The sequence below is a fragment of the Gloeocapsopsis sp. IPPAS B-1203 genome, from assembly GCF_002749975.1.
Classification (GTDB): Bacteria; Cyanobacteriota; Cyanobacteriia; order Cyanobacteriales; family Chroococcidiopsidaceae; genus Gloeocapsopsis.
Window position 1 is genome coordinate 368803 of record NZ_PEIG01000001.1, and the last position, 12366, is coordinate 381168.

The window sequence follows — 12366 nt, forward strand, 5'->3', positions numbered from 1 at the left end:
TGTTATAGATGCGTCTTGATAGTTTTGGTGGTGGAGGAGAAGACAGAGGAGTGCAAAGCATGACAGTGGGACAACCCATCCCTCATTTACAGCGCAACCAGCCTCAACCAATCCGTGTTGGCGTGATTGGAGTAGGCAACATGGGACAACATCATACCCGTATTCTGAGTTTACTCAAAGATGTAGAACTCATTGGTGTTGCCGATATCAACGTCGAGCGGGGACTAGATATTGCTAGCAAGTACCGCATCCGTTTTTTTGAAGATTACCGCGATTTGCTGCCTCATGTCGAGGCAGTTTGCATTGCTGTTCCCACCCGCTTGCATCACGCTGTCGGGATGACCTGTCTCCAGGCGGGAATCCATGTTTTGATCGAAAAGCCTATTGCTGCCAGTATTGCTGAAGCTGAATCTTTAGTAAATGCCGCAGCCCAATCGCAGTGTATCTTACAAGTAGGTCATATTGAACGCTTTAACCCAGCATTTCAAGAACTCAGCAAAGTCCTGAAAACAGAAGAATTACTGGCTTTAGAAGCACATCGCATGAGTCCTTATTCCCAGCGAGCAAATGATGTTTCAGTTGTGCTGGATTTGATGATTCATGACATTGACTTGTTACTTGAGTTAGCAGGTGCACCCATTGTTAAACTAACCGCTAGTGGTAGTCGCGCTGCTGGTTCTGGTTACTTGGATTACGTCACCGCAATTCTCGGCTTTGCTAATGGAATTGTTGCGACACTCACTGCTAGCAAAGTGACTCATCGCAAAATTCGGCGGATTACGGCTCATTGTAAAAATTCCCTGACAGAAGCAGATTTTCTAAATAACGAAATTTTGATTCACCGTCAGACAACCGCTAACTACATGACGGATTATGGTCAAGTACTTTATCGTCAAGATGGTTTGATTGAAAAAGTTTACACGAGTAACATTGAACCTCTACACGCAGAATTAGAACACTTTGTGTCATGCGTACGGGGTGGTAATCAACCTTCTGTAGGAGGCGAGCAAGCACTTAAGGCTTTGCGTTTAGCGAGTTCTATTGAGCAGATGGCTTTAGATGGGAAAGCTTGGAAAGAAGAAGTAGAGCTTTATCAACGTAATGGTTCTGCTGTTGTTATCTGAGCTTTCTTCAGAACATCACAAAATTAACTGCAAGTGACAGCCCAATCTGAAAAGATGAGGGTTGTTTTTTTTGTTTTAGTCAGTTGTTTAACCAGATTATGTATGATAAGTGAGGTATACATCTTACTAATTACCTATAAGTTTCATTAATTTGTCTTTCTCCAGACAGCTATTGCAGTCAGCTTCTAGCACAAAAAAGAATATTTTAATTATAAGTTTTACAAATTAACGAACAAAGATACTAAAATCGAAACGGGTAAAATCAACACTCTGTCGTTGGAGGAGAACTTATATGTCTGACTTAGATCGTGGAATTATGAAGTTTAAGGGAGCCGATTCCCCAAAAGCAGTTGTAATCTCAACAATGCTGATATTGGGTTCAATCGCAGTTCTCATTTTATGGGCATTGCAAGTTGCTTATGCTCAATAACTAGGTTGTGGGAACTAGGAGTTTTATATAGTTTGCTTTCCGCAAAAATGAGCTAAGTTCTGTGCGTGCGTAATTATTAGCTATTAGGCTTAAGCTTTGCAATATCTGTAGGTATTACTTTAAAGTAAAAATGATCTTCGTCGTTGCTCCAATCAACAGGAAGAACAATCCATAAACCGTAATCTCTAATTCTAAAATGCTGCAAGTCTGGGGTGCGATCGCTATCTTTCTGATCTGTCCCCTTATTGGCGGATTACCACTCATTGCTTGGATCGTATCAGCGCTGACTGGACATAATTTAGCGAACTCAGGCACAGGTAATATCAGTGTGTCCGCAGCGTTTTATCATGGCGGTAAACTTGCAGGTGTTCTTGCCGTTCTCTCTGAAGCCTTAAAAGGCATAGCGGCTGTTCTTTTAGCACGGACATTCTTTCCGCAAGCTTCAGTTTGGGAGTTAATTGCCTTAATTGCCTTAGTTATGGGACGTTATTGGATAGGTGGAGGTGCAGGGACCACAAATGTTGTTTGGGGCTTCATCGTTCACGATCCCGTTGTTGCAGGGTTAGTATTTCTGATTGGTGGAATTAGTTTCACCGTCTTACGAGAAAGGCAATTGGGAAAAATTGGGGTCTTAATTCTGTTTCCCTTACTAACTGCACTGCTACGTCCTCATGATTTTGATCGCATTGTCGCAGCGATCGCTCTAGCAGTTTTACTGGGATGGATTTATCAAAAAATGCCTGACGATCTCGACTTAGCACCAAATGCAGGACACGCGGAGTCGCAAAAAGTGTTTCGCTTTTTTCGTGGTGATAAAGCCATCGTTTCCTTAAGTGATGAGTTGACAGCAGCTCAAGTCGGACACAAAGCAGCAACACTTTCACAATTAATCCGCTGGGGTTACCCTGTACCAACAGGTTGGGTACTTCCTCCTGGTGACGACTCAGAACCTCTCGTTAACTATTTACCCTTAGAATCCCCCTTAGTTGTACGTTCCTCCGCTGTAGGTGAAGATTCTCAACAAGCATCAGCAGCGGGACAGTATAAAACTGTTTTAGGTATGACAAGTAAAGAGCAATTGCAGCAGGCGATCGCTACGGTTTTAGCTTCTTACGACAATCCAGCAGCGATAGAATATCGCAAACAACGGGGTTTGCCAGACTCAGCAATGGCTGTTCTCATTCAAAAACAAATACAAGGAGTTTTTTCTGGAGTAGCATTTAGTCGCGATCCGATGACACAGCAAGGTGACGCTGTTGTGATTGAAGCATTGCCTGGTGATGCTAGCAAAGTCGTTTCAGGACAAGTGACACCAGAGCAGTATCGCGTTATTGTGCCGCAAACTGACTTAGAACACAGCCAAAACTGGGTATTGCCAGAAAATATAGCATTTAGCATTGAGGGTGAGGGGGACATCCCACCTCGTTTGATTCAACAAGTTGCTTTCTTAGCCCGACACCTAGAAGTACGCTATCACGGGATTCCCCAGGATATCGAATGGAGCTATGATGGTCAAACATTGTGGCTGTTACAATCGCGCCCAATTACAACGCTGCTACCAATTTGGACGCGTAAAATTGCGGCAGAAGTCATTCCAGGATTGATTCGTCCGCTGACTTGGTCAATCAATCGTCCTTTAACTTGTGGCGTTTGGGGAGAAATTTTTACAATTGTCTTGGGAAGTCGCGCCCGTGGTTTAGATTTTAATCAAACTGCAACGCTGCATTATTCTTATGCTTACTTCAATGCTTCACTGTTAGGGCGGATATTTTTACGCATGGGTTTACCGCCAGAGAGTTTGGAGTTTTTGACACGGGGTGCAAAATTTAGTAAGCCCCCGTTACATTCTACTGTGCGCAATGTCCCTGGATTAATGCGCTTATTAAGACGCGAGTTGAATCTAGCAAAGGATTTTCAAAAGGACAATCGACACTACTTCCAGCCAGCATTGATTGAGTTGAACTCCAGCGATCGCGACCCAGTACAACTGCTATCACAGATAGACTCGATTCTGATGTTGCTGAAAAGGGCAACGTATTACAGTATTTTGGCACCTTTAAGCGCGGCTTTACGACAGGCAATTTTCAAGACGAAAGATACAGAAATTGATAACAGTCTGACTCCTGAAGTGGCTTCAATGCGATCGCTTGTGCAACTTGCAACTGATGCGCGTCGTGTTTTACCTAATTCTCAAAATGTGTCTTCCGAAGAGGTATTTACTCAATTGGCTGCAACAGACCTAGGTAGGGCAATTTTACAGCGATTTGATCAGTTGTTGGAGCATTATGGCTATTTGAGTGAGGTAGGAACTGATATTGCTGTGCCTACTTGGAAAGAAGAACCGCAGTATGTACGAGAGTTGTTTGTGCAGTTTGTCAGGAGTGGAGGTATAGGAGGAAACGAACCACAGAGACACAGCAAAAAGTTTGAGCGGAGGAAACCGCTGATCAAAGCTTTTAAAGACAGAGGACACCGAGGCAAGATAGTACAAGGGCGGGTTGATTTGAAGGGAAGGGTGACTGAGGTTTATAGTCAGTTGTTAGCGCATTTGCGTTGGCGTTTTGTGACGTTAGAGCGAGTGTGGATACAGTCGGGATTGCTGACGTCTACGGGGGATATTTTCTTTCTGGAATTCGCGGAAGTACGACAGGTTGTGGATGGTGACTCGAAGCTGAGTTCTCAGTTAAAGGAACTTGTGGAACAGCGGCGATCGCAACTTGAGAAAGATCGTGGCTTAGATGTACCTTTTTTAGTCTATGGCAATGCTCCCCCAGCCTCTTTTACTTCTTCTGCTCCCTCTGCTACTCTACTCAAAGGCATCGGTGCTAGTCCTGGTAAGGTAATAGGGCGTGTGAAGGTGCTACGAAATTTGCAAGCGAATTTTGAGATTGACCAGGATACGATTCTTGTTGTACCGTACACAGATTCTGGTTGGGCACCATTATTAGCAAGATCGGGCGGGCTGATTGCAGAAGTGGGAGGACGGCTCTCTCATGGTGCAATTGTAGCGCGGGAGTATGGATTACCAGCAGTTATGGATATTCATAATGCCACTGTTATCTTAAAGGATGGTCAACGAGTGCAAATTGATGGTCAGTTGGGAACAGTACAAATTTTGGCAGATTAAAGTTATTCATCTATCTCAAGTACGTTTGAGTTTCTTGAAGAACGGGCTAAATAGTCCTGGCAAGCAAACTCATATCAATTGAAAATCTCAAAACAAAACGATATGACTCGTCGAGCATTATTACTAATTAATCGTCACGCTCGTCAAGGACAAAATTCACAAGCGATCGCTCAACTACAAAAGTTGGATTTGGAGTTAATTACAGAAAATATTGAAGATGTGCGGTTTTTACCTGAGATTATTGAAAGTTACCAAAACCAGGTAGATTTAGTCATTATTGGTGGTGGTGATGGTACTTTAAATGCTGCGGTTGACGGTTTAGTGACTACTCAGTTACCTTTGGGCATTCTACCTTTAGGAACAGCTAACGACTTAGCACGCACTCTAGGAATTCCTAAATCTCTATCTGCAGCTTGTCAAATCATTGCTCGCGGTCATGTTCAGCACATTGACTTAGGCTGTGTTAATGGTAAGCATTTTTTTAATGTTGCCAGTCTTGGGCTGAGTGTCCAAATTACACAAAGACTCACCAAGGAAACTAAACGGCGCTGGGGAGTTTTTGCTTACGCCATAACTGCAATAGAAGCGATGTGGCGATCGCGACCATTTCATGCAGAAATTCGTCTCAATGGAAAAACAATACAGCTAAAGACGATTCAGATTGCAATTGGAAATGGTCGTTACTATGGAGGTGGAATGGCGATTGTACACGATGCTAAAATTAACGATCAGAGGTTAGATGTGTACAGTTTAGAAATACAGCACTGGTGGCAGATGTTAGCTTTGCTACCTGCTTTACGGCGCGGGAGACATACCACCTCATCGGGTGTTCGTGCTTTTCACGCTCAGGAGATTGAAGTTTATACTCGCAAACCCCACCCCATTAATACTGACGGAGAAATTACAACATATACACCCGCTCATTTTCGTGTTATTCCTCGTGCTTTAGCTGTTTTGATGCCATAGCTATTTCAATGCAGAAATACAACACACCCAATGCTGAGATTTTCTCAAGATATTAAGTTATTGCTAGAAAAGTTAGCCTCTCAGCCACTTACTATTGGCGATATTTTGGCAGAAACTTCAGAAAGAGGCTTTAGCTTAGTTATTGCATTGCTTGTCTTACCCTTTCTCTTTCCAATGCCTCCAGGATTCACGGGTCCTTTGGGTGTAGGCTGTTTGTTACTTTCACTGCAAATGGTTATGGGTCGGCGATCGCCTTGGTTGCCTAAAAAAATTGCCCAGTTTCAATTTCCTCACCGATTTGTCTTACAACTTCTCCACAACTTAAGACGTATTACCCGAGTTATTGAAAAAATTGCACGTCCTCGATTGACAGCATTTGCCAAAAGTCAAATTACCTGGCGACTCAACGGACTGTGTATTTCTTGGCTAACGATACTTCTCATTTCTCCAATTCCGTTCACAAACCCCATCCCTACCATTGGAATTTTATTATTGGCTGTGGCTACTTTAGAAGCTGATGGTTTACTAATGTGCATCAGTTACATACTGACAGCTTTAATTACCTTGATAGTTTTATCAATTGGCTACACGCTTTGGCAAGCTCCTCAGGTATTGCCAAGTCTATTTTGACCAGGCAGTAATATTATCGGTCAGGACTTACGCAAGATTATGAAAAAACGAACCACATTCCCCGCAGGAGTTACTGTTAGCATAGCGAAGCGCGAAGCGAAGCCGAAGGCGCTATGCTAGGACACAAAGGAATAGGCGTTTCAGAGAGTTTTTGCGTTAAGTCCTAATCGGTAACTTGAGGTAGGCAAGATGCTTACCCCATATTTAAAATAAAAGCTCTAAGAAGGCGAACAAAGAAAAGTATCTATCTTTGTTACACCACTCTTAAAGCCTAACAATATACAGGAAATCTATAATTAACGAGTTTCCTTGCGCCGATCAACAACCTTAACTTCTGGCTGGCTGGTTGTGTCTACTACATTGCGTTTTGTTGTATCGCTAGTATAGCGATGTGTTGTTGGTTCTACAGTGTCTTGATGTACACTCCGCTCTACTTTATTGTTAGTAGCTGTGGTATTTGCGTAACCATTGCTAGCAGGTATATCATACACATTCCACTGATGAACACCTTGATTGCTTAGAAGTCTACTAGCACGGTCAATATCTGCGGCAGTACCTTCTATAAACACCAAATAGTCACCATCAGACACGCGATCGCTATACGTTTTGGCGTCTTCTTCAGGGATTCCCAAACCTGTCAGTGCTCCGACAATACTTCCCGCTGCTGCACCAATACCTGCACCAGCCAGTGTGGTTGCAATAGTTCCACCCGCGAGAAATGGTCCTACTCCAGGAATTAGCAAAGCTTCTAAGCCTACTAGTAATCCACCAGCACCTCCTAAAACTGTACCAGTAGTTGCACCAATACCTGCACCTTCTTGGGCTTCAGTATTACCTCGTTCATTAACCTGGTTGCGATCTTGCAGATCAACACCAGCAATTTGGTCATTACGGCTTGAGTCTTTAGCCAATATTGAAACTTTATCCATCTCAAAGCCTGAATCTCTTAAAGCATTAAGAGCAGATTCGGCTTCTGTCCGGCTGGAAAATGTACCAACTGCACGCTTAAGCTGAGTTGCCATTGTTCCCTCCTTTTCTAACTACATCAATGATGAGTTTTGTACTCGTCACTTGAATTTATAGTTTCTCCAATGAAGCTGGTTGCTTCATCAGTCTATGGTTTTAGCTATTTATCTATCAGAAGAGGGGGAGGTTTATAGATATCAGCTTAATAATTGGCTGTATTCAGCTTTACAGGATAAGAAATGAAGAATGCGTTCAACTTTTCAGATCCAATTTATATGGACGTAACTGGATTCGAACCAGTGACCTCTACGATGTCAACGTAGCGCTCTAACCAACTGAGCTATACGTCCGCAGGGAAACAATACTAGCATAGACATAGACCAGAATGCAATCATTAAAATTTACTGCACGGCGATCGCATTAATATTTAATTTAATTTGAGTAGCATCCTAACTTTACATCAAGAAAGAAAAATACTGAAATAAATAGAACGATGCAAACTTGATGGGATATGTCAAAATATCTACTAACAGATGATTTGATATGTGGTATTTTCATCAATAAATCGACCTGCAACTGAGCAGAAGGTGGCTCCTATGTCAACACTTAACCAAAGAAAATATAACGACGCTTCAATAATTTTTTTTACACATTCCTAAATTTGCAGGTAGTACGTTATAGAGTAATTAATCGCCAGTACAGAAAAGAATTTATCTTTTCTATTTATGGTTTTGAACGTAGTGAAAGAGAAGTTAAAACTGTGGAACAGTTTAAAGCTCTTCCAGAAACACGTAGAAGGAATATCAAATTATTAAGAGGACATATTGGACTTGGATTGCACAAGTACTTAGTACAGTCATCGATCAATACGCGATAGAATTAAATCATTGAGTCACCAATAATTAGCTGTTGTGCTACTCTAAAACATAATGTCTATTATCTTCTTTAAAAAGACTTTACTATAATAGATTTTTTCACTTCAATTTGCTATAAAGACAAGCAAAACTCATTCGATCCTCAAATATACAATGAATAAGCTTATTTTCGTAGGACAACAACTGGACAGTGAGCAAATCGAATGACTCTTTCTGCTACTGAACCAAGCAAAAAACGACTAAGCCCAGTACGTCCGTGGGATGGGATCACTATCAAGTCGGCATTGATTTCCTGAGCATAGTCAATAATCTTCGAGCTAGGATCGCCAACCAAAATAGCTAGATGAACGCCCTGATATTCTGAGTCTTTGAGGCGCTCGTGTAGTGCTTCTAATGCATGTTTTTTACGTGTCTCGTCATCTATCGTATTCCATATAACTCCTGGCTCAGCAGGATGAAGATGAGAGAGAATATGCAACACATACAACTGAGACGGTTCTTGCACAAACTCTCGTGCAGGTTGAAGCGCAGCAAACGATTCTTCAGAAAAGTCAATTGGGACTAAAACACGGTTTTTTTGTAGCCAGGTCATAATTTTTTCCTGATTAAAAGTCACACCTTTTTATGTCAGGTAATAGGTAATAGGTAATGGACAAGAAATATTCTTTTCAATTAGCAATTACCAGTTACCAATTTCTAGCCTGTAAGTGACGCTTATTCGCACCCACTTAATTAAAGCTCTATGCCTCAGCTTTAAGTTACCTATAGACTGGCATTTGTCCAGTGTTTAAACGTTTCATATAGCTTTCTAAATCTGCTGCTACCTTCCCAGACAATAGATAGCAACCAAGAATATTAGGAAAAGCCATAGCCAAGATCATCATGTCGCTGAAGTCGAGAACAGCACCTAAGTTGACGACAGATCCGATGAAAACAAAGACAACAAAGATGACTTTGTAAATTAACGTAGAGCGATCGCCAAACAAGTAAGCCCAACAACGCTCACCATAGTAACTCCAGGAAATCATCGTTGAGAAGGCAAATAAAAACACTGCAAGTGACAGAATAATCGGGAACCAGGTAATTACCGAAGCAAACGCAGTACTTGTTAGCTGTACTCCGCTATCTGTTTGATCGGTGTAGACACCAGTAATCACAACAACTAGCGCTGTCATATTACAAATGACTACAGTATCAATAAATGGCTCTAGTAAAGCCACAATTCCTTCTCGAACAGGTTCTTCTGTACGGGCTGCGGAATGGGCGATCGCCGCTGAACCAACACCAGCTTCGTTAGAAAAAGAGGCTCGCCGGAACCCTTGTACTAGCACTCCAATAAATCCCCCTGTAACCGCTTGAGGGACAAAAGCTTCTCGCACAATCGTGCCAAAAGCAGCAGGAACCTGCGGTAAATTAACTAAAATAATCCACAATGCAGCTAAAACATAAATCAAGCACATTGCAGGAACAAGTTTTTCCGCCACTCCACCAATACGACGGATACCACCAATAATCACTAAAGCGACCATAGCACCCAAAATAAGTCCATATAGCCAGCTTCGTCCCTCAAACAAAGGAATAACTCCGGCGATCGCAGAGTAAGATTGGTTTGCCTGAAACATATTACCGCCGCCAAAGGAGCCACCGATACACAAAACTGCAAATAAACCTGCAAGCAGCCTTCCCAAAGGACGCAGTCCGAGTTCTCCTAGACCGCGCGATAGGTAGCGCATTGGACCACCAGAAACTGTACCATCAGGTGACACCAAGCGATATTTTTGACCCAGCGTACACTCAACAAATTTACTCGACATACCTAGTAATCCAGCAATCGTCATCCAGAACATTGCACCTGGACCACCAAGCTGAATTGCGATCGCTACCCCAGCAATATTTCCTAACCCAACAGTTGCAGAAAGTGCTGCTGATAAAGCTTGAAAGTGAGTCACCTCTCCTGTTTCAGATGGATTATCATAATGACCTTGAACCACAGAAATGGCATGACCAAAACCGCGAAAGTTAATAAAACTCATGCGCAGTGTAAAGAAAACTGCACCAACAATTAACCACAAGACGATAAATGGTAAACCTGCAACGCTAAAAAATAGTACCTGCGATAAGGTATCTACCAAACTGGAAAAAACAGCATCGATTCCAGCCAAAAATCCATTGTCCGCCGTTGTCTCTTCTGCTGCTAAAGCTGTTCCTGACACAACCAATAGCAGCACTACTGAAAATATAGGAGATTTTCGCAGCACCCGTAAAAGCGAATATTGTCTCATCAGATACTAATGCAAACACTAGGGACAGAATGTCAAACAAACTATAAATTTATTTGATAATAAAACTGTTAACAAGGAAACATTTTTTTGCGTTTTGCTAGAAATCTTTTCGTTTGTCTATCTCCATTGGTATAAAACTCTCTCTTGATCAACTCTAAAATTAAAGTTAAGTAATATTAAGATTTTTTAAACAATCATTTGGTAAAAAGCATGACAACTGCTTTAATTACAGGTGCCTCTGCGGGGATTGGTGCTGTTTTTGCTCAAGAACTAGCTACTCACAAGACAAATCTAGTTTTAGTCGCGCGATCGCATGAAAAACTCCAACAGCTAGCAACACAACTACAAACGCAATATCAAATTTCAGTAGAGGTTATTGCCCAAGACTTGACCGCGCCACAAGCAGCGCAAGCTGTATTCGATACCCTAGCTAGCAAAGGCATAATAATCGATCTACTTATCAACAACGCAGGCTTTGGCGAATACGGTGACTTTATTGAACTGGATCGCGAACGACAGTTGAACATGATTCAGTTAAACATACTGGCGCTAGTGAATTTAACACATCTATTCTTGCCAGGAATGCGGCAGCGTCGTTCAGGAAACATTATCAATATGTCTTCTGTTGCTGCGTTTCAATCGATGCCTTACTTTAGTGTTTATGCTGCAACCAAGTCATTTATCCTAAGTTTTAGCGAGGCTTTGTGGGCAGAAAATCGTCAATATGGTGTCCGCATTATCGCAGTTTGCCCAGGACCTACTGATACAAGTTTTTTCCAAGATGCAGACTTTCCATCAGTTTTAGTTAATATTGCAGAAAAAAATTATACTTCGACAGAAGTCGTTGTTCGTGAAGCTTTAGCGGCGCTACAAAAAGAACATCCTGTTGTTGTTCCTGGAGACTTGCGCAACCAAATCTTGGCAAATGTACCGCGATTTTTACCAAGAGAAGCCGTTACAACTTTTTGGAAAACAGTCTTAAGAAGTAGAAAGTAGAGTGTTGGTAACTGGTAATCGGTAATTGGTAATTGGTCATTAAATAGCGATCAGCCGTTAGTGATCTTCGGTTAGCGTCTGTGTAGCTAAATGCTAATTGCCAAGTGCTAAAAGCTTTTTCATTAGCTATTACCCATTCTCCATTACCAAAACTACAGTTATACATACCGTGTCAACTGCACGCGGTAGCGTTCTTTTTTAGTGACAGCAACTTCTCCAACTTCTAAACGTCCTTTACCGCGAATTGCTATTAAGTCTCCAGGTTTAACTTGGGTGCTTGCTTGAGTCACCTCTTTCCAGTTAACGCGCACATCTCCAGAGTCAATCATATCAGCCATTTTGCTGCGCGATGTGCCAAATCCAGCTGATGCGATCGCATCTAACCGCATGGAAGCTTCAACCGTTGTTAGTTCTTTCTTCTTTGGTTCGCGAATTTTCAGTTCGCTTAATTCAAGGCGTTGTGTTTTCACAGGAACCGAACGAACTTGCTGGAGATTCATCTCCAAAAACTCTACAAGTTCAGGGACAACAATTGCCTGCGCACCACGTTCTCCTAAAACAATAATGTCGCCAGTTTTTTCGCGAACAATCCCAGTACCAAGCATTGCACCTAAAAAATCACGATGAGTTGCAGTGTCAAACAGAAAATTACCCGAAATATCCAGCGCAGCGACGATAACTTGTGACAAATCTAAAGGAATTTCAGCACGGGCGATCGCGACTCTTTGCCTTTCAGCTTGCGGATAGCCACCCCATGCGATCGTTTGTACTTCAGTTAAACGGCTAAAAACTTGTTGCGTTTCAGCTAATTCTGGAGGCGACAAAAAATCAGTTAGTACAACTTCCCAAGTTTTAATTGCCTGTTGTGCTTGATCGATCACTCGTGCAATACTATCGCGGTTTTCAACGCCCTTTAACAGTTCTTCTCTCGGTAGCATTGTGAAATGTGTTTAATACCTTAAATTAACGA

At 42.1% G+C, this 12366-nt stretch carries 10 protein-coding genes and 1 tRNA gene; 6 read left to right on the forward strand and 5 right to left on the reverse strand.

Going from position 1 to position 12366, the window contains the following annotated elements:
* The first annotated feature begins 59 nt into the window (after positions 1 to 59).
* From CSQ79_RS01685 to CSQ79_RS01700, 5 genes are all read left to right on the forward strand, one after another.
* The gene (locus tag CSQ79_RS01685) at positions 60 to 1124 is read left to right on the forward strand and encodes a Gfo/Idh/MocA family protein (RefSeq protein ID WP_099699770.1); all 1065 of its coding nucleotides are present in this window, start codon (positions 60 to 62) and stop codon (positions 1122 to 1124) included.
* 292 nt (positions 1125 to 1416) lie between these two features.
* Positions 1417 to 1554 (forward strand): hypothetical protein, encoded by a 138-nt coding sequence (locus CSQ79_RS27255; protein ID WP_289500244.1) that lies wholly within the window; start codon positions 1417 to 1419, stop codon positions 1552 to 1554.
* A 196-nt stretch (positions 1555 to 1750) separates the two neighbouring features.
* On the forward strand, positions 1751 to 4681 hold the full coding sequence (locus CSQ79_RS01690; RefSeq protein ID WP_099699463.1) for a glycerol-3-phosphate acyltransferase: 2931 nt from the start codon (positions 1751 to 1753) through the stop codon (positions 4679 to 4681).
* Between the two features lie 102 nt (positions 4682 to 4783).
* Positions 4784 to 5647 (forward strand): lipid kinase, encoded by an 864-nt coding sequence (locus tag CSQ79_RS01695; protein WP_099699464.1) that lies wholly within the window; start codon positions 4784 to 4786, stop codon positions 5645 to 5647.
* 30 nt (positions 5648 to 5677) lie between these two features.
* Positions 5678 to 6277 (forward strand): exopolysaccharide biosynthesis protein, encoded by a 600-nt coding sequence (locus CSQ79_RS01700; RefSeq protein ID WP_099699465.1) that lies wholly within the window; start codon positions 5678 to 5680, stop codon positions 6275 to 6277.
* 296 nt (positions 6278 to 6573) lie between these two features.
* On the opposite strand, the gene CSQ79_RS01705 is transcribed toward CSQ79_RS01700, so the two are convergent.
* The 4 genes from CSQ79_RS01705 to CSQ79_RS01720 form a co-directional block, all read right to left on the reverse strand.
* Complete coding sequence (locus CSQ79_RS01705; RefSeq protein WP_099699466.1) at positions 6574 to 7299, reverse strand: general stress protein; 726 nt, start codon at positions 7297 to 7299, stop codon at positions 6574 to 6576.
* 220 nt (positions 7300 to 7519) lie between these two features.
* Positions 7520 to 7593, reverse strand: a tRNA-Val gene (locus CSQ79_RS01710).
* Positions 7594 to 8281: 688 nt separating this feature from the next.
* A complete protein-coding gene (locus CSQ79_RS01715; protein WP_099699467.1) occupies positions 8282 to 8710 on the reverse strand; it encodes a universal stress protein in 429 nt (142 codons plus the stop codon).
* A 166-nt stretch (positions 8711 to 8876) separates the two neighbouring features.
* Positions 8877 to 10400: an alanine/glycine:cation symporter family protein gene (locus CSQ79_RS01720; protein ID WP_099699468.1), complete on the reverse strand. Its 1524-nt coding sequence runs from the start codon at positions 10398 to 10400 to the stop codon at positions 8877 to 8879.
* A gap of 210 nt (positions 10401 to 10610) precedes the next feature.
* On the opposite strand from CSQ79_RS01720, the gene CSQ79_RS01725 reads away from it, so the two are divergent.
* On the forward strand, positions 10611 to 11396 hold the full coding sequence (locus tag CSQ79_RS01725) for an SDR family NAD(P)-dependent oxidoreductase (protein ID WP_099699469.1): 786 nt from the start codon (positions 10611 to 10613) through the stop codon (positions 11394 to 11396).
* Positions 11397 to 11554: 158 nt separating this feature from the next.
* Here the strand turns inward: CSQ79_RS01725 and CSQ79_RS01730 are convergent, their stop codons facing one another.
* A complete protein-coding gene (locus tag CSQ79_RS01730) occupies positions 11555 to 12334 on the reverse strand; it encodes a photosystem II electron transport protein, Sll1252 family (protein ID WP_099699470.1) in 780 nt (259 codons plus the stop codon).
* Positions 12335 to 12366 lie beyond the last annotated feature (32 nt).